Annotated in this window: 15 protein-coding genes; 8 read left to right on the top strand and 7 right to left on the bottom strand. The window is 71.6% G+C overall.

Annotated features, from left to right (window positions below):
- Positions 1-10: 10 nt before the first annotated feature.
- The 4 genes from AB0M93_RS20565 to AB0M93_RS20550 all read right to left on the bottom strand — a co-directional run bounded on the left by AB0M93_RS20565 (position 11) and on the right by AB0M93_RS20550 (position 5,735).
- Positions 11-1,165: a cell division protein DivIVA gene (locus tag AB0M93_RS20565; protein WP_364275671.1), complete on the bottom strand. Its 1,155-nt coding sequence runs from the start codon at positions 1,163-1,165 to the stop codon at positions 11-13.
- Between the two features lie 198 nt (positions 1,166-1,363).
- Entirely contained in the window at positions 1,364-3,358 is a 1,995-nt protein-coding gene (locus AB0M93_RS20560) for an SDR family oxidoreductase (protein ID WP_364275669.1), read from the bottom strand.
- A 99-nt stretch (positions 3,359-3,457) separates the two neighbouring features.
- Positions 3,458-4,270: a class F sortase gene (locus AB0M93_RS20555; protein ID WP_364275667.1), complete on the bottom strand. Its 813-nt coding sequence runs from the start codon at positions 4,268-4,270 to the stop codon at positions 3,458-3,460.
- A 4-nt stretch (positions 4,271-4,274) separates the two neighbouring features.
- Entirely contained in the window at positions 4,275-5,735 is a 1,461-nt protein-coding gene (locus AB0M93_RS20550) for a hypothetical protein (RefSeq protein WP_364275665.1), read from the bottom strand.
- A 316-nt stretch (positions 5,736-6,051) separates the two neighbouring features.
- Between AB0M93_RS20550 and AB0M93_RS20545 the strand changes: the two genes are divergently transcribed.
- Both AB0M93_RS20545 and AB0M93_RS20540 read left to right on the top strand, forming a co-directional pair.
- A complete protein-coding gene (locus tag AB0M93_RS20545) occupies positions 6,052-6,885 on the top strand; it encodes a Bax inhibitor-1/YccA family protein (protein ID WP_364275664.1) in 834 nt (277 codons plus the stop codon).
- Positions 6,886-7,039: 154 nt separating this feature from the next.
- On the top strand, positions 7,040-7,789 hold the full coding sequence (locus AB0M93_RS20540) for a hypothetical protein (protein ID WP_364275662.1): 750 nt from the start codon (positions 7,040-7,042) through the stop codon (positions 7,787-7,789).
- Between the two features lie 59 nt (positions 7,790-7,848).
- Here AB0M93_RS20540 and AB0M93_RS20535 read toward each other — a convergent pair whose 3' ends face one another.
- A complete protein-coding gene (locus AB0M93_RS20535; protein ID WP_364275660.1) occupies positions 7,849-9,069 on the bottom strand; it encodes an acetyl-CoA C-acetyltransferase in 1,221 nt (406 codons plus the stop codon).
- 113 nt (positions 9,070-9,182) lie between these two features.
- Between AB0M93_RS20535 and AB0M93_RS20530 the strand changes: the two genes are divergently transcribed.
- The 6 genes from AB0M93_RS20530 to AB0M93_RS20505 all read left to right on the top strand — a co-directional run bounded on the left by AB0M93_RS20530 (position 9,183) and on the right by AB0M93_RS20505 (position 16,052).
- On the top strand, positions 9,183-10,130 hold the full coding sequence (locus AB0M93_RS20530; RefSeq protein WP_364275658.1) for a pentapeptide repeat-containing protein: 948 nt from the start codon (positions 9,183-9,185) through the stop codon (positions 10,128-10,130).
- Between the two features lie 443 nt (positions 10,131-10,573).
- Positions 10,574-11,944, top strand: a complete 1,371-nt coding sequence (locus tag AB0M93_RS20525) for a cystathionine beta-synthase (protein WP_364275656.1) — start codon at positions 10,574-10,576, stop codon at positions 11,942-11,944.
- Positions 11,945-12,072: 128 nt separating this feature from the next.
- Positions 12,073-13,611 (top strand): hypothetical protein, encoded by a 1,539-nt coding sequence (locus AB0M93_RS20520; RefSeq protein ID WP_364275654.1) that lies wholly within the window; start codon positions 12,073-12,075, stop codon positions 13,609-13,611.
- Between the two features lie 351 nt (positions 13,612-13,962).
- Positions 13,963-14,415 (top strand): hypothetical protein, encoded by a 453-nt coding sequence (locus tag AB0M93_RS20515; protein WP_364275652.1) that lies wholly within the window; start codon positions 13,963-13,965, stop codon positions 14,413-14,415.
- Positions 14,416-14,844 carry a hypothetical protein gene (locus tag AB0M93_RS20510; protein WP_364275650.1) on the top strand — a complete coding sequence of 143 codons (429 nt, stop codon included), beginning with the start codon at positions 14,416-14,418 and terminating at the stop codon, positions 14,842-14,844.
- Between the two features lie 50 nt (positions 14,845-14,894).
- Complete coding sequence (locus AB0M93_RS20505) at positions 14,895-16,052, top strand: cystathionine gamma-synthase (protein ID WP_364275648.1); 1,158 nt, start codon at positions 14,895-14,897, stop codon at positions 16,050-16,052.
- A 3-nt stretch (positions 16,053-16,055) separates the two neighbouring features.
- On the opposite strand, the gene AB0M93_RS20500 is transcribed toward AB0M93_RS20505, so the two are convergent.
- A complete protein-coding gene (locus AB0M93_RS20500) occupies positions 16,056-16,532 on the bottom strand; it encodes a TIGR03618 family F420-dependent PPOX class oxidoreductase (RefSeq protein WP_364275646.1) in 477 nt (158 codons plus the stop codon).
- Between the two features lie 81 nt (positions 16,533-16,613).
- Positions 16,614-16,886, bottom strand: a complete 273-nt coding sequence (locus tag AB0M93_RS20495; RefSeq protein ID WP_364275644.1) for a hypothetical protein — start codon at positions 16,884-16,886, stop codon at positions 16,614-16,616.
- Positions 16,887-16,917 lie beyond the last annotated feature (31 nt).

Raw genomic sequence — 16,917 nt, 5'->3', positions numbered from 1 at the left:
GAAAGGGTGCTCAGGCCCCCGGCTTGCCCGCCGCGGGCGACAGCGGCTTCGCGCCGTTCCCGTTCGCCGGCTTGGTCGCCGGTCCGTTCTGCTTCGCCGGCGCGTTCCCCGGCTTCGGTGCCGCCTTCGCCGCCTGCGGCGCGGGCTTCGGCGCCGGGGCCGCCTTCGGAACCGACGGCTGGACCACCGGCACGACGGGCGCCGACGGCGTCGTCGCCGACTCGTCCCCGTCGCCGCCCACCAGCCTCGACGCCTGCGGGATCACCGCTTCCTCCGGCAGCGCCGCCAGCTGCGTCTCGCTCCGGTTGAGGATGTCCTCCGCCATCGCCAGGCTCTTGCGCGCCTGCTCGCGGATCTCCGCCAGCCGCTCGACCTTGCGGTTCGCCGCCGTCGTGCGCTGGGCCGCCTGGGTGGTCGCCTCGTCCAGACGCCGCTTGGCCTCCGCCGTGGCCTCGTCGAGACGTCGCTTCGCCTCCGCCGTCGCCTCCGCGAGCCGGCGCTCGGCCTGGTTCTTGCTCGCCGTGCGCTGGTCCGCGACGTGCTTCTCCAGCGCCGCCTTCTGGGCCGCCAGGGACGCCTCGAACTCGCGCTCCAGCTTCCGCCGCTTGCGCTCCGCCTCGTTGTCCAGCAGCTCGCGCCGCTGGGCCGCCTCGACGGTCAGGCGCTGGACCTCCGCGCGCGTCTCCGCCAGGGCGCTTTCGTGCTCCGAGTGCAGCAGGTCGGCCTGCTTGTCCAGCTCCGCGACCAGCTTCGTGTACCGCTCACGCAGCTTCGTCGACGCTTCCGTCGAGGCCGCCCACGTCTTCTCCGCGGCCACCTCGGCGCGCTTGATGATCTCGTCCGCGCGGGCCTGCGCGAGGGTGACCGTGCGCTGCATCCGCTCGTCGAGGTCCTCGAGCCGCTCCGGCGGCTTCTTCAGCTCCTCCACGCGGGCTTCCAGCGAGGCGACCTGCTGCCGGACGGCCTCCACGTCGCGGGTCGCGGCGGCGGCCTGCGCCACCGCGGCGTCGCGTTCGCTGAGCACCCGGCGCAGCTGGCCTTCGATGTGGTCGAGGTACTGCCGCACCTCGTTGCGGTCGAAGCCGTGCCAGGCCTGGGTGTACTCACGACGGAGGGGGAGGAGGCCGTTGAGGGCGGTTGCGGCGGGGTCGCGCTCAGGAACCATGGGCCCGACCGTACCCGGGCACCCGCCGCCTCCGCCTTCCGGCTTAACGAATCACCAACACGTGTCGCCGTGTCGCCGGAATGGCCTCACCCCGGAAACCCTCAGTGAGGCTTATGCAGCCGTCGGCCGCCGCATGACATCTGTGCTGACCAGCGGTCTGCGCGCGGGGTGCGGCGGCCTAACCCGAATAAGCCTCAGTTACCAGTGGAACCCGCGCGAAAGCCGGGCCAAGGCCATCGCCGCGCGGGAGAGGTGTTTCTCGCCACGTCCGATCTTGAGCTCGCCCGAACCGCCCGCCGCGGCCGAATCCGGGAAGATCCGGAAACCCTGGTACGCGACGGCGTCGGTGAGGCCCGGCGTGAGCGTGTAGGCCAGCCCGATCGCCTGCCCGGCCGGGGTTCCGATGTGCTTGGGCCGCTCGATGAGGGCCTTCATCACCATGTCCGCGGCCTGCTCCGGCGACTTCGTCGGAAACGCGTCGTAGATCTTCGTCGGGCGGATCATCGGCGTGCGCACCAGCGGCATGTGGATGGTGGTGAACGTGATCCCGTCGCCGTGCGTCTCGGTCGCCGCGATGCGCGAGAAGTAGTCCAGCGCCGCCTTCGACGCCGCGTACGCCGAGAAGCGCGGCGCGATGCCCTGCACGCCGATCGACGACACGTTCACGATGTGCCCGAACTTCCGCTCGGACATGTGCGGCAGCACCGCGAGGATCAGCCGGACCGCGCCGAAGTAGTTGATCGCCATCGCGCGCTCGTAGTCGTGCATCCGGTCGTAGGACAGCTTGATCGACCGGCGGATCGACCGGCCGGCGTTGTTGACCAGCATGTCGATCCGGCCGTGCTCGGCCAGCATCGCGTCGACGGCCTTGCGCACCGAGTCCTCGTCGGTCAGGTCCGCCGGGTACACCGACGCGGTGCCGCCGGCGGCGACGATCTCGTCGCGGACCTCTTCCAGCTCGTGCTGGCGCCGCGCCACGAGCAGCGGGACGCCGCCCGCCGCCGCGACCTTCAGCGCCGTCGCCCGGCCGATGCCCGATGACGCGCCGGTGATGATCACGCGGCGGCCGTCCAGCTCGCCGCGCGGGCCGTGCTTGCGGGCGCGGAACGGGTCGAGGTGCTCGCGCCAGTAGCGCCACAGCGTCGGCGCGTACTCCTCCAGCCGCGGGACCTCGACGGTGCCGGCCAGCGCTTTGCGCGTCTCGGCCGAGGAGAACACCGAGGGGAACGCCATCGTGTCCAGCAGCACCGGCGGGATGCCGAACCGCTCCATGACGGCGTCGCGGGCGATGGTGACGCCGGGGATGTGCTCGGTCAGCTTGACCAGCCCGACGATCCGCTTCGAGATGCCTTCGCCGAGCTGGACGGTGATCGTCGGCGCGCCCGCGGCCCGCGCGAAGGCGTTGTACACCGAGACGACCGGCTGCGGCTCGGGGTTGACCAGGTGGAAGGCGTGGCCGTCGAGCCCCGGCTTGACCACCAGCTCCAGCAGCGCCTTGGCGACGTAGTCGACCGGCACGATGTTGGTGTCGCCGAGGTCCGGGCCGACGATCGGCAGCACGTCCGGCAGCCCGGAGAGCCGGTTGATCGCCGGGAAGAGGTAGTACGGGCCGTCGATCTTGTCCATTTCGCCGGTCTCGGAGTGCCCGACGACGACGGCGGGCCGGTACACCCGCCACGGCACCCGGTCCTGCTCGCGGACGATCTTCTCGGCCTCGAACTTGGTCCGGTGGTACGGCGTGACCAGCCGCTGCCCGGCGTCGAACATCTCCTCGGTGAAGACGCCTTCGTGGTCGCCCGCGACGGCCACCGACGACACGTGGTGCAGGCAGCCCGCGCGCAGGTCCGCGGCGAGGTCGACGACGGCCTGAGTGCCGTCCACGTTGGCCTTGATGCTGGCTTCGTCGTCGGCGGTGAGGTCGTAGAGGGCGGCCAGGTGCACGATGTGGTCGACGGTTCCGCGCAGCTCGTCGCGGTCGGCGTCGGACACGCCGAGCAGCGGCTCGCCGAGGTCGCCGGTGACGAGCGTGACGCGGTCGGAGTGCGGCCACTGGTCGACCAGCGCGGCCAGCTTGGCCCGGGAGGACGCGCGCACGACGAGGGCGACGCGGTCGTCGTCGGGACGGGAGAGGAGCAACCGGGTGAAGTGACGCCCGATCAGTCCGGTCGCCCCGGTCACCAAGAACGTCGCCATCCGACTCACCTCTCGCTCCGCAGCCCTGACCCTGGGCATTCTGCTGCATGGCGAGATCGGTGACCACCGTGTCGAAACGTGATGTTACCCACGAGTAACTTATTCGGGCTCCGCGGTGACGACGCGGTTCTCCTCGTAGCCGTCCGCGCCGCCGACCCAGCGGCCGCCGCAGGTCACCAGCACCACGCGGTGCGGGCCGGACGGGCCGAACAGGTAGTCCGCGCGCGCCGGCAGGTCGCTCTTGTGCACGGTGACCAGCTGCGAGATCCGGTACCGCCACGTCTTGCCCGCACTGTCCACAATGGTCACTTCGGCGCCGATCCGGGCGTTCCACAGCTCGGCGAACGGCCCGGTCGCGCCCCGCCAGTTCACGTGGCCGGCGAACACGCTCGCCCCGCCCGCCGCGTCGAGGGCGGCGCCCCACCAGGTCGCCTGCCCGATGTCGGTGGGCACCGGCAGCTCGCCGCCCGGGCCGAGGTCGGTGCGCACCAGCGTCGCCGTCCCGCCGCCGGGCAGCCGGAGGGTGCCCGGCCGCTGCGGCGGCGGGGACGGCGGTGGTGCCGAGGGCGACGCCTGCGCGGCCGGCACGGCGGGAGCCGTGGACGCCGCGGGTGCCGTGGTGGTGCCCGTGGTCGCCGGGGCCGCGGCTCCGGCGGCGCCGGCGGCGGGCAGTGCCGTGCCGGCCACGACGGCCACGGGTGGCGCGGTCACCGCGGTGGCGCCGAACTGCGCCGCGAGCACCGTCGCCGCGCCGAGGGCGAAGCCGGCGAGCAGCCGGCCCCGGCCGGGTTTCGGCGCGCGCCGATCCCGGGGGCCGGGCGGCTCGTCGTCGGCGACCGCCCAGCCGGTGCCCCGGTGCCATTCGTCGGCGAACCAGTGCGAGTCCTGCCAGTCGTCGTCGTGGTGCGCCACGCCGTTACCGCCGGGACGCCCGCCGCGCGGCGAACCCGATCAGCCCGGCCGCCAGCAGCACGAGCAGGCCGAGCCCGGCCACGCCCGGCACGGAATAGCTCGTTTCGACGACGCCCTGTGCCCGCGCGACCGGCTGGTCGCCTGCCGGGATCGCGCGCGGGACCTCGTTGGCCTTGTTCGTCACGGTCAGGGCGAGCGTCTCGCCCGGTTTCACGGTGCCGCAGGCCGAAGGGGGGTTCTGCGGGTCGAAGGCGTTCGTGTAGCCCGGCGGCGGGCTCGCTTCGACGACGCAGATCTCCTGCGGGGCGCGCAGGCCCTCGACCGTCACGCTCCCGGTCTTGCCGTCGGTGGTGACGACGGCGGGCTTGCCGTCGGCCCCGGTGAGCGGCTTGCCGTCCTGGCCGAGCGCCGCGGAGGTCTTGTCCTTGCCGGTGATCCGCAGGACGGCACCGCCGACGCCCTGGCCCGTGGTCGCGTCCGTCTTGGTCACCTGGACCTGGCCGGGCTTCGCGACGTTGACGACGCCCTGGGCGGTCAGCTCTTTCTCACCGCCGGTGGAGACCACGCGCTGCGCCGTGGTGTCGACCGGCAGCCGGACGTAGGGCCGGTCGGCCGGCGCGGTCAGCGAGGCCACCAGCTTCGGCTTGTCGCCGGTCGGCGTCAGCTTCACGCGCACGGTGCCGTCGGCGCCGGTCTTCAGCGTGACCTCCTTGGCGGCGGCCTGCGGGCTCGCGTTGCCCGCGGTGCTGTCGGCCTTCTCGCCGTCGAGGGTGGCGGCGGTCGCCGTCAGCTTCACCGCGACGCCCTCGACGCCTTCGCCGTGGGCGTTCTTCACGGTGGCGGTCCACTCGGCCGCTTCGCCGAGGTGGGAGTCGCCCTTGGGCGTGGTCACCGAAGCGGTCCACGGCCCGCGGTTGGTCTCGGCGTCGGTCTGCAGCCGCTCGACGGCGTCGGCCGCGGCGGGGAAGTGGTCGCGCATGAAGTGGAGGTGCCCCGGCGCGTCGTAGGCGATCTTGTCCGCGGGCAGGCCCGGGTCGAGGTCGGCCGGGGTGCGCGGCGCCGCGGTCCACGAGTGCAGCAGGTGCGCGAGCGCGGTCGCCTCGTCCGCGTTCTTCGTGTCGCCGTAGCGCAGCAGCAGGTACGAGATGTTCGCCGCCTGGTCGGCGGGGAGTTTCGTGCCCCACTTCGTGAGCAGCTCGTCGCCGGGCTTGTACTGCTCGTCGGTGTCCGGCGCGCGGAGCAGGAAGCTCACGCAGAACACCTGCTGCCCGCCGACGACGTAGGACCCCAGCCAGACCTCGTGGCCGGAGCCCTGCTGGCCGCCGACCCGGTGCCCGGCGCCCTCCTGGCTCGCGGCCGAGGCGGCGGGGGCGCCGGCGGTCACGGAGAGGGTGCCGAGCAGGGCCGCGGCGACGAGACCGGTGAGCGCGCGAGCGACCGCGCGCGGGCGTGGTGACCACCCCATGTGTCAATGCTCCTTCGTCGGACGCGCGTCATCACACGGCGTCTCTGCAGGTCACACGACTGATCAAGTCCCCGACGCGCATTCGGTGAACGTCCGAGCACGCGAAGTGAGCGTTGCGCCACCGGGCAAAACTGTGTACCGCTCTTCGGGTGGCTGTCGCCGAACGGTCGTGACCTGCGTCGCTTACTGTGTCGATCGAGGTCGGTGGGCCACCGGCAGGTAAAGTGTTCTTTACTCGACGGGAACCGCTGGTCCCCGGCGGTCGTTGGACCCGATGCAGCGACGAAAAACGAAGCAGCAGATCCAGGAGGATCAGGTGCGTTCCAGTAGCAACCCGGCGTTCCGCAACCTGCCCGGCGGCGGAACCCAGACTTACGGGCAGTACGGCCCCCCGGTGGGCTTCAACCAACCCCAGGGCGGCGTGCCCGGGTACGGCCCCGGCCGGGCCACCTCCGGCGAGGGCGATCGCCCGATGACGGTCGACGACGTCGTCGTCAAGACCGGCCTGTCCCTCGGTACCGCGCTGCTGTTCGGGGTGATCACGGCGATCTGGGCGCAGGTCCAGCTGGCCGAAACCGGCAAGCTGTCCGGCGCGCTCGTCGGCGCGATGATCGGCGGCCTGGTCGTCGGGCTCGTCGTCTCGCTCGTGATCATCTTCCGGCAGAAGCCCAGCGGCGCGCTGACGCTGACGTACTCGGCGGCCGAAGGCCTGTTCCTCGGCGCGCTGAGCGGCGTGTTCGAGGTGATCTACCCGGGCATCGCGCTGCAGGCGATCATCGGCACCGTCGGCGTGTTCATCGGCATGCTGGTGGTCTACAAGACCGGCGCGGTCAAGGTCACGCCGAAGCTGACGAAGTGGATCGTCGGCGCCGTCGTCGGTGTCGCGATCCTGATGCTGTTCAACCTGATCAGCTCGCTGTTCTTCGGCTTCAACCCGCTGCGCGACGGCAGCCCGCTCGCCATCGCCTTCAGCATCCTCTGCATCGGCATCGCGGCCTTCAGCTTCCTGCTCGACTTCGACCAGGCGGACCGGATGATCCGCGAGGGCCTGCCGTCGAAGTGGGCCTGGTACACCGCCTTCGGCTTGATGACGACGCTGGTCTGGCTGTACCTGGAGATCCTGCGGCTGCTCTCGTACCTGCGTGAGTAATCTGCGCACAGTCCCGCAGTGAAGGCGCTCCGTAACCGGCGGGGCGCCTTTTCTGTGGGTAATTCGTGCATTTGTGGACCCCGCTGCAGACCGTGCTCACCCTGCGTGTTTGATGTCCCGGTCGGTTCTTCTCTTCACATGTGTGAGGTTCACAGTGAGCGTTCCCCCTCCGGCCCCCGGGGGCCAGCAGCCGGTGGGTCAGCCCGATCCCTACGGTCCGCCTCCGGGCGGCCAGCCGCAGCAGCCGTACGGCCAGCCCGGCCCGTACGGCCAGGCGCCGCAGGGTCAGCCCGGCCAGTTCGGTCCGCCGCCCGGCCAGTTCCCGCCCGGGCAGTTCCCGGCGGGCCAGCCGGGCTTCCCGCCCGCGCCGCCGGCCCCGCCGAAGCGCTCGCGGGTCAAGGGCCTGATCGTGGGCGGGATCGGCGCCGTGGTGGTGATCGCACTGGTCGTCATCGGGATCATCTCGTTCATGAAGTCGCCGGCCACCTCGAACGCCGGTGACTGCCTCACCATCACCGAGTTCACCCAGGGCGGCGACGACCCGGCGAAGGCCGACTGCAACGACCCGAAGGCGAACGTCAAGATCGCCAAGAAGCTCGACAGCGCCTCCGACGACTGCCCCGGCGGCTCCAACGCCGGCTACGACACCTACTCGGTGAGCGGCCGCAGCTCGTACAAGCTGTGCCTGATGATCAACGCGAAGCAGGGCGACTGCCTGGCGAACTTCACGTCCCAGACCAAGGGCTACCTGAAGGTCCCGTGCACGGACCCGACCAAGGACGGCGAGCTCGTCAAGGTCGTGACGGGCCAGGCCGACAAGAACGTCTGCGAGGGCACCGACGCCACGCGCGTCGCGGTGTACCCGGAGCCGGCCACGACGATGTGCGTCAAGACGAACGAGTAACCACGGGCAACGAAGAAGGCCCCCTCGCTCCGCGCGAGGGGGCCTTCTTCGTCACAACGTCAGGAAAGGCGCTCGATGATCATCGCCATGCCCTGGCCGCCGCCGACGCACATCGTCTCGAGGCCGAACTGCTTGTCGTGGTGCTGCAGGGAGTTGATCAGCGTCGACGTGATGCGCGCCCCCGTCATGCCGAACGGGTGGCCCACCGCGATCGCGCCGCCGTTGACGTTCAGGCGGTCCAGGTCGATGCCCAGGTCCCGGTAGGACGGGATGACCTGCGCGGCGAACGCTTCGTTGATCTCGACCAGGTCGATGTCGCCGATCGACAGGCCCGCGCGGGACAGCGCCTGCTTGGACGCCTCGACCGGGCCGTAGCCCATGATCTCCGGCGAAAGCCCGGTGACGCCGGTGGAGACGATCCGTGCCAGCGGCGTCAGGCCCAGCTCACGCGCCTTCGTGTCGGACATGACGACCAGCGCCGCCGCGCCGTCGTTGAGCGCGCAGCAGTTGCCCGCCGTGACCCGGCCGTCCGGGCGGAACACCGGCTTCAGGCCGGAGACGCCTTCGAGGGTCACGCCGGCGCGCGGGCCGTCGTCCTTCGAGACGACCGTGCCGTCCGGCAGTGTCACCGGGGTGATGTCCTTGGCCCAGAAGCCGTCCGCGATGGCCTTCTCGGCCAGGTTCTGCGAGCGGACGCCGAACTCGTCCATCTCCTCGCGCGTGACGCCCTTCAGGCGCGCCAGGTTCTCCGCGGTCTGGCCCATCGCGATGTAGACGTCCGGGACGTCGCCTCCGGTGCGCGGGTCGGTCCAGGTGTCGGTGCCGGACTCCGCGGTCGCCTTGGTGCGGGCTTCGGCGTCGGCGAACAGCGGGTTGTGCGTGTCGGGCCAGGAGTCCGAGCTGCCCTTGCCGAACCGCGAGACGGTCTCGACGCCGGCCGAGATGAAGACGTCGCCCTCGCCGGCCTTGATCGCGTGGAACGCCATCCGGGTGGTCTGCAGGCTGGAGGAGCAGTACCGGGTGATGGTGCAGCCCGGCAGGTGGTCGTAGCCCAGTTCGACGGCGACCGCGCGGCCCATGTTGAACCCGGACTCGCCGCCCGGCAGGCCGCAGCCCAGCATCAGGTCGTCGATGTCGGCCGGGTCCAGCTGCGGCACCTTGGCCAGTGCCGCCTGGATCATCTGCACGGTCAGGTCGTCGGGCCGCATGCTGACCAGCGAGCCCTTGTTGGCGCGCCCGATCGGCGAGCGCGCGGTGGAGACGATGACGGCTTCAGGCATGACGTGACACATCCTCGTATCGCGAGCTAAGCAGTTGCTCACCATACTGCCGGGTACGCCGCCCGGGTCAAAGCCGAACGCGACCAAGGCAACACGTGGAATGATCCGATGACGTGCCGAACGACCTCGAACGGGTGCTGCGGACCAGGACGATCCTGCTGTGGGGAGCCGGCCTGCTCGTGGTGGCCGCGGTCGCCGCCACGCTGCTGCTGACGCTGCTGGGCGGGGGTCGCCCGGAGGACTCCGCCCGGCTGGACGCGCTGAAGACCGCCGCCAACATCGTCGTCGGCACCGGCGGGGCCGCCGCCCTGCTGCTCGCCGCGCGGCGGCAGCGCTCGGCCGAGCTGGACCTGGTGCAGAAGGACCACGACGCCACCGAACGCCGCGTCACCGAGATCTACGGCAAGGCCGCCGACCAGCTCGGCAGCGACAAGGCCCCGGTCCGGCTCGCCGGCCTGTACGCCCTCGAACGGCTCGCCGGCGGGTACGCCGAGCACCGGCAGACCATCGTCAACGTGCTGTGCGCCTACCTCCGGATGCCCTTCGGCGACCCTGAACACGATCTCGAGGAGCTGCAGGTCCGCAAGACCGCCCAGCGCATCCTGCTGCTGCACCTGCGCGCCCCATCGGCGGACCAGCCCGGCGAGGCTTTTTGGCCGGACATCGACCTCGACTTCTCGGGGGCGCACCTCGTCGGCCTGACGCTCACACACTGTTCGATCCGGTCGATCAGCTGCCACCGCACGGTGTTCTCCGAACTGGCGGCGTTCCGCGGCACCGAATTCCGCACCAAGGCCGTTTTCAACCGGGCCCGTTTCGACGACCGCGCCGATTTCCGCGGGACGGTTTTCACCGGTGGCTGCGAGTCTTTCAATGGCGCCGTTTTCGCAGGTCCCGCCAATTTCGGCACCAAGTCGGCCGCGCGGCTCGCGGGTGCGAAGGCCAAGCAGGGCTTCGCCCGGACCTGGCCGTCGGGCTGGGAAGAACGGCCGGACGCGGCCGAGCCCGGCTGGATGGAATTGACACGAAAGGACGAACCCGGGGAACCGGCGGCCCGATAGGATCGTCGCAACGGAAGAAAGGTCGCCATGCCACGCGGGAGGTGAACTGGCGATGATTACCACTCGGGCCGCCTACTGGCTGTCCAAGGCCATTCGGACGGGCTGCCCCCGGGTCAGCAGCGCCGGGCGGGACCTCCGGGACGGCGTGACGGCTCAGTGTGCAGCGGCCCTCGGGCCGGAACCGGCGCGGACGAGCGGCTTGGTGGCCGCCTGAGGTCCGGGCCGGACGGCCCGACCTCGCGCTCACTGCCCCGTATCGCCGACGCGCACCCGGAGTCCGCCCGGGCTCGATCGCGCACGATTGGACAAGTCCGGCGGTCAGCTGGTTGCCGATCCGGCCAAAAGCAGGCCGCCCCGCCGGGCGGCAGGTGACCTGCGCTTGAGAGCCATGCGGCCGTGACTGTGGCCGGATCGGCAACGATCGGCACAGTAGGCTGGCGGTCGTGGAGTATGCAGAGCACATCGCAGACCTCGTGGGCAACACCCCGCTGGTCAAGCTGAACTCGTTGACCAAGGGGCTCAAGCCGCTCGTGCTGGCCAAGGTCGAGTACCTGAACCCGGGTGGCTCGGTCAAGGACCGCATCGCGCTGCGCATGATCGAGGCCGCCGAAGCCTCCGGTGAGCTGCGCCCCGGCGGCACGATCGTCGAGCCGACGTCCGGCAACACCGGTGTCGGGCTGGCCATGGTCGCGCAGCGCAAGGGCTACCAGTGCGTCTTCGTCTGCCCGGACAAGGTCAGCGAGGACAAGCGCAACGTGCTCAAGGCCTACGGCGCCCGGGTCGTGGTGTGCCCGACGGCGGTCGCGCCCGAGCACCCGGACTCCTACTACAACGTCTCCGACCGCCTGGTCCGCGAGATCGACGGCGCCTGGAAGCCCAACCAGTACGCCAACCCGCAGAACCCGGAGAGCCACTACCTCTCCACCGGCCCCGAGCTGTGGACGCAGACCGAGGGCAGGATCACGCACTTCGTCGCCGGCGTCGGCACCGGCGGCACGATTTCGGGCACCGGCAAGTACCTCAAGGAGGCCAGCGACGGCCGCGTGCAGGTGATCGGCGCCGACCCCGAAGGCTCGGTCTACTCCGGCGGCAGCGGGCGCCCGTACCTGGTCGAAGGCGTCGGCGAGGACTTCTGGCCGGACACCTACGACCGCACGATCGCCGACGAGATCATCCCGGTCTCCGACGCCGACTCGTTCCAGATCACCCGGCGGCTCGCGCTCGAGGAGGGCCTGCTCGTCGGCGGCTCCTGCGGGATGGCCGTCGCCGCCGCGCTCAAGCTCGCCGAGCGGCTCACCGAGGACGACGTCGTGGTCGTGCTGCTGCCCGACGGCGGCCGCGGCTACATGACGAAGGTGTTCAACGACACCTGGATGTCCTCCTACGGCTTCCTGCCGCCCGACTCCTCCGGCGCCACGGTCGCCGACGTGCTGACCAAGAAGAGCGGGCACCTGCCGGCCCTGGTGCACTCGCACCCGAACGAGACGGTCGCCGAGGCCATCGCGATCCTCTCCGAGTTCGGCGTCAGCCAGATGCCCGTCGTCAGCGCGGAGCCGCCGGTGATGGCCGCCGAGGTCGTCGGCGCCGTCAACGAGCGCGATCTGCTCGACGCCCTGTTCACCGGCAAGGCGCAGCTGGCCGACCGGCTCGAGCAGCACATGTCCCCGCCGCTGCCGACGATCGGCGGCGGCGAGCAGGTGAGCGCCGCGATGACGGCACTGGAAGGCGCGGACGGCGCGCTCGTGCTGGTCGACGGCAAGCCCGCCGGGGTCGTCACCCGGCACGACCTGCTGGGCTTCCTCGCCGGTCGCTGAGCAGGAGCTGTGAAAGTACTTGATCGGCGAACCCGGCCGGGCCGTTACGAGCGCCCGGCCGGGTGATCCGATAGCGTGAGCGCGAGTACAGAACTTTCGCGTCCTCGTCAAGGGGGTTCAAGACCCACATGAGTGCACCGCAGCCACCGAACCAGCCGTGGGGTGGCGGCCAGCCACCTCAGGGCCCGCCGAGTGGCCCCCAGCCGCAGCAGGACAACCCGTTCGGCAGCCCGGAGCCGACCCAGGTCGTGCAGCCCGCCCACCAGGAGGGCGGCTCGCCGTTCGGGGAGACGCCGGAGCCGACCCAGGTCGTCCAGCCGGCCCAGCCGGGTGACGGCGGGGCGGGCGCGACCCAGGCGATGCCGCCGTTCGACGCGAACGCGACCCAGATGGTGAACCCGGCCGGCGGCGGTGACGCGCCGGTCGCGGACTCGACGCAGCTGGTGCCCCCGGGCTCCCAGCCGCCGGCGATCCCCTACACCCCGCCGCCGAGCGCGGCCGACAACCCGGGCGCGGCGTTCGGCCAGCCGGGTGGTTACGGCCAGCAGCCGGGCGGGTTCGGGCAGCCGGGCCAGCCTGGCCAGCAGGGCGGGTTCGGCCAGCAGCCGGGCTTCGGCCAGCCGCCGCAGGGCTTCGGCGGTCCCGGGTTCGGCGGTCCGCAGCAGGGTGGCTTCGGCGGTCAGCCGCCGCAGTTCGGCGCACCGGCGCCGGGCGGCAACCGGCAGCTCTTCGGCTACATCGCCGGTGGCGTGGTCGCGCTGCTGGCCCTGATCGCGCTGATCTACGCGTTCGTCTACATGGGCGACGCGAGCCGCTACTCGGCGTTCTTCGACCGCGCTCCGAACGAGGAGGCGATCGACCGGGCGCTCGACGCGGCCGGGATCGTCGGCCCGGGCACGGTCTGGTTCTACGTGATCATGATCCTGCTGGGCGCGCTGGTCTCCCTGGCCGGCGGCGTCGGCCTGGCCCTCGCCGGCCGGCTCGGCGGGATCCGGAAGTTCGTCCCGATCGCCGTCGTCGCGGGCGGTGCGCTGCTCACGCTCTTCGCACTGCTGCTCAAGATCGGCATCACGCCGAACGCCGAGACGCTCGCGCAGGCTTCGGCGTCCGAGAAGGACACTTTCGGCCTCGGCCTCCCGCCGCTGATCCTCGGCGTGCTCATCCTGATCGTGGGTGTGCTCGCGCTGATCCCGGCCACCGCGCAGTTCGTCGGCCTCGGTGGCGGCGGGGCCGCGCCGGGCGGGCCGCAGGGCTTCGGCGGACCGCCGCAGGGTTTCGGTGGCCAGCAGCAGCCGGGCGGTTACGGCCAGCCGGGCCAGCCCGGTCAGCCGGGCGGGTTCGGGCAGCAGCAGCACCAGCCGGGCGGTTACGGCCAGCCGGGTCAGCCGCCGCAGGGCTACGGGCAGCAGCCCGGTGGCTACGGCCAGCCGGGCGGGCACAACCCGGCCAGCGGCGGGTTCCCGCAGCCGTCGAGCGGTGGCTTCCCGCAGCCGGGGCAGCCGCCGCAGCAGCCGGGCGGCTACGGCCAGCCGGGCCAGCCGCCGCACGGCTACCCGCAGCAGCCGGGGCAGCCGCCGCAGGGCTGGGGCCAGCCGCCGGGCCAGCAGGGCCCGCCGAGCGGCGGGTTCGGCCAGCCCGGCCAGCCGCCGCAACAGCAGCAGTGGTGACCTGATCCACGCACCCGTGCCCCGGAGCCCGAATCGGCTCCGGGGCACGCTGCATTTCCGGGCCGGTCGCGCAATGGTCCGAAATGGACAATGAACGGCCAGTAGTGGCTCCGCCGTGATCGCGTGACATGATTTCTGCCGTTACCGCACAAAAATGATCTTGGGTTCCGCCGTCCGGCCGAATTCCGTTCTTTTTCCGGTCTGTCCCCCGTTATTCCGACTAGGGTGAGCGCCGTTGTCCCGTGCTCGGCTGATGGGGGAGTTGTGACCGGTACGTACGGCCACCCGGTGTCGCATTCGCATTCGTATTCATCGACTCGGCCATCCGGCGTAACGGCGGTCCTCGCCGGCGTGCTCGGATTTCCGGCCGCGGTCGCCGCGGGATACGTGCCGGTGAAGATCTTCCTCGACATGCCGGCGGAATTCAGCCTCGGCGCGCTGCCGGGGTGGGTGCTGGTGGACCTTGCCGGCTACGTCGTGGCGGGACTCGTGCTGCTGCTCGGTTCGCTGGCGACGCTGTTCCGCGCGACGGCGGGGGCGGTCCTGCTCGGCCTGGGTGCGCTGCTGGCCATCGGTGCCCTGCTCACCGAGCCGCTGTCGGTGGGCGTGCCGCCGGCCCGGTTCGCCGACGCGATGTTCACCCACGGCGGGCTCGCCATGGCCGATCGAGTCGGCCTGGCCGCGCTGGCCGTGCTCGTGCTGGTGCTGGCGTTCCTGCCGCCGACGTTCCGCTACCTGCGGTACCGCACGTCCACGCTGCCCGTCCTGTCCGGCCAAGGCGCCTACTCCTCGCGGAGCTGGTGAGTGGCCGTCGCAGCCCCGCCGGAGCCCCGGGCCGCGACCGCCGTCGTCGCCGGGGTGCTCGCCCTGCTCGGCGGGCTGTGGTTCGTGGCGGGTGTCTTCATGTTCGGCTGGGTGGGCTTGAGCCAGGAACCGCTGCTGATCCCCAGCCAGGTCACCGACGCCTTCGTCGGCCTGGTGCTCCTGCTCGGTGGGACCCTGCTGCTCGCCCGCACGGAGCTGGGCCGGGCCCTGACGCTGATCGGCGCGGTGCTCGGCCTGGTCGCGCCGATCGTCGGCACCGTGCTGCTCCACCAGCGCATCTACTTCGTCGCGGGCGGCCCGACGGGGATCGAGCAGCTGGTGCTGCGCCGGGTCGTCGTCGCCCTGCCGTTCGTGGCGATCCTGGTGCTCACCCTCCTGCCGGTCACCCGCCGGTGGACGCGGAACTGAGATCCGTCCCACCTGACGGGAATGCCGGGGCCGCGCCGTACGCTTGACCAATGGTGGACGACTACTCCGTACTGGGCTTCGAGACGCGCGCGATCCATGCCGGTCAGAAGCCTGACCCCCGCACCGGCGCGGTGATCGTGCCGATCTACCAGACCTCGACCTACGCCCAGGACGGCGTGGGCGGGACCCGCGAGGGCGACTACGAGTACTCGCGCACCGCGAACCCGACCCGCTCGGCGCTGGAGGAGGCGCTGGCCTCGCTGGAAGGCGGCCGGCACGCGCTGGCCTTCGCCTCCGGCATGGCGGCCTCCGACGTGGTGCTGCGCAGTACCCTGCGCCCCGGTGACCACCTCGTGCTCGGCAACGACGCCTACGGCGGCACGTTCCGCCTGATCGACAAGGTGCTCAGCCTGTGGGGCGTCGAGCACACCGTCGCCGACCTGGCGAACCTCGACGAGGTGCGCGCGGCCATCCGCCCCGAGACGAAGCTGATCTGGTGCGAGTCGCCGACCAACCCGATGCTCGGCATCGCCGACATCGCGGCGCTGGCCGGCGTCGCGCACGACGCCGGCGCCCGCCTGGTGGTCGACAACACCTTCGCGACGCCGTACCTGCAGAACCCGCTCGCGCTCGGCGCGGACATCGTCCTGCACTCGACGACGAAGTACCTCGGCGGCCACGCCGACGTCGTCGGCGGCGCGATCGTCACGAACGAAGACGAGCTGCGCGAGCAGTTCTTCTTCCTGCGCAACGCCGCCGGCGCGGTGCCGGGCCCCTTCGACGCGTGGCTGACGCTGCGCGGCCTCAAGACGCTGGCCCTGCGCATGGAGCGTCACAGCGACAACGCCGAGAAGATCGTCCAGGCACTGGTCAAGCACCCCAAGGTGGCCAAGGTCTACTACCCGGGCCTGCCGGAGCACCCGGGCCACGAGACGGCGGCGAAGCAGATGCGCCGCTTCGGCGGGATGGTCTCCTTCAGCCACGTGGACGGCGAGCAGGCCGCGCTGGAGGTCGCTTCGCGCACGAAGCTGTTCATCCTCGCCGAGTCGCTCGGCGGCGTCGAGTCGCTGCTCGAGCACCCGGGCAAGATGACCCACGCGGCCACGGCGGGTTCGACCCTCCAGGTCCCGGCCGACCTCCTCCGCCTGTCGGTCGGCATCGAGGACGGCCGCGACCTGGTCGCGGACCTGCTGGCCGCGCTGGGCTGAGCCTCAGGCACCCACGTCGAGGCCGCCGCCGTAGAGCCGGTCCACCCGGAGCGTGATCACCACGCGGCGGTCCTCGACCATGTTCCGCAGGAACGCGGCTTCGTCTTGCGCGTCGGCGAACGGCGCCTGCATGGCGAGCAGAGCCCGGCCGGTTTCGTCGCCGGGCACCGAACTGACCGGCGACACCTCCGCCACGCCCTCCGCGACCGCGAACGCCAGGTGGTCGGCACTGCTGACGTAGAGCGAAGCGCGCGGGTTGTTCGCGAGCTGGCGAACCTTCGCGCGTCCCGCCGCGGACCCGATCCGCACCACGCGCTCGTCCGGGTCCCAGGCGTAGGCGACCGTGGACAGGTGCGGGTGGCCCGCGCGGTTGACGGTGGCCAGCGCACCGAGGTTGTGCTCGCCCAGCAGGCGGCGCACGGCGTCCTCGGACGGCTTGGCCGGCCCGGGACCGCGGCCGGGTTCGTAGACGGTGGTCATGGGGTGATCATCGGCGACCGGCGGAAACCGCGGAAGAAGGCACTTTCGTGTGCCCTGGGCACACCGGGGTAACTCCCCTGGTCAGGGGTTGTAGTTGCCGTGCACGACGCCGCCGGTGGCCGGGCCGCGGGTGGCCGGCAGGCTCGAGCCGTCGACGCAGCCGCCGACCAGCTCGACGTGGCTGTCGTGGCGGATGTACTGGGCCGGGGCGCCGCAGCTCGCGCTGTCCACGGTGAAGTACGCCGCTCCGGTGAGCGCGGCCGCCGAAGCCACCCCGATCACCAGGGGGAGCAGGCCGGCGGAGCGGGTGGCGCGAGCCCGTCGGGCCGTTTTCGCGTCGTTCCCCGGTGCCATGGTTGCTCCTTGTTTACCGCGTGTTGACGCG

This window comes from Amycolatopsis sp. NPDC051102 (assembly GCF_040682815.1).
Taxonomy (GTDB): Bacteria; Actinomycetota; Actinomycetes; order Mycobacteriales; family Pseudonocardiaceae; genus Amycolatopsis.
Note: the sequence above shows the minus strand (reverse complement) of the source record. Positions and strands in the feature narration are given on the sequence as shown.

What these genes read in the sequence shown, in the direction of transcription:
- AB0M93_RS20565 (WP_364275671.1), bottom strand. Translation starts at nt 1,165, where the DNA reads ATGGTTCCTGAGCGCGACCCCGCCGCAACCGCCCTCAACGGCCTCCTC.
- AB0M93_RS20560 (WP_364275669.1), bottom strand. Translation starts at nt 3,358, where the DNA reads ATGGCGACGTTCTTGGTGACCGGGGCGACCGGACTGATCGGGCGTCAC.
- AB0M93_RS20550 (WP_364275665.1), bottom strand. Translation starts at nt 5,735, where the DNA reads ATGGGGTGGTCACCACGCCCGCGCGCGGTCGCTCGCGCGCTCACCGGT.
- AB0M93_RS20535 (WP_364275660.1), bottom strand. Translation starts at nt 9,069, where the DNA reads ATGCCTGAAGCCGTCATCGTCTCCACCGCGCGCTCGCCGATCGGGCGC.
- AB0M93_RS20520 (WP_364275654.1), top strand. Translation starts at nt 12,073, where the DNA reads ATGAGTGCACCGCAGCCACCGAACCAGCCGTGGGGTGGCGGCCAGCCA.
- AB0M93_RS20505 (WP_364275648.1), top strand. Translation starts at nt 14,895, where the DNA reads ATGGTGGACGACTACTCCGTACTGGGCTTCGAGACGCGCGCGATCCAT.
- AB0M93_RS20500 (WP_364275646.1), bottom strand. Translation starts at nt 16,532, where the DNA reads ATGACCACCGTCTACGAACCCGGCCGCGGTCCCGGGCCGGCCAAGCCG.
- AB0M93_RS20495 (WP_364275644.1), bottom strand. Translation starts at nt 16,886, where the DNA reads ATGGCACCGGGGAACGACGCGAAAACGGCCCGACGGGCTCGCGCCACC.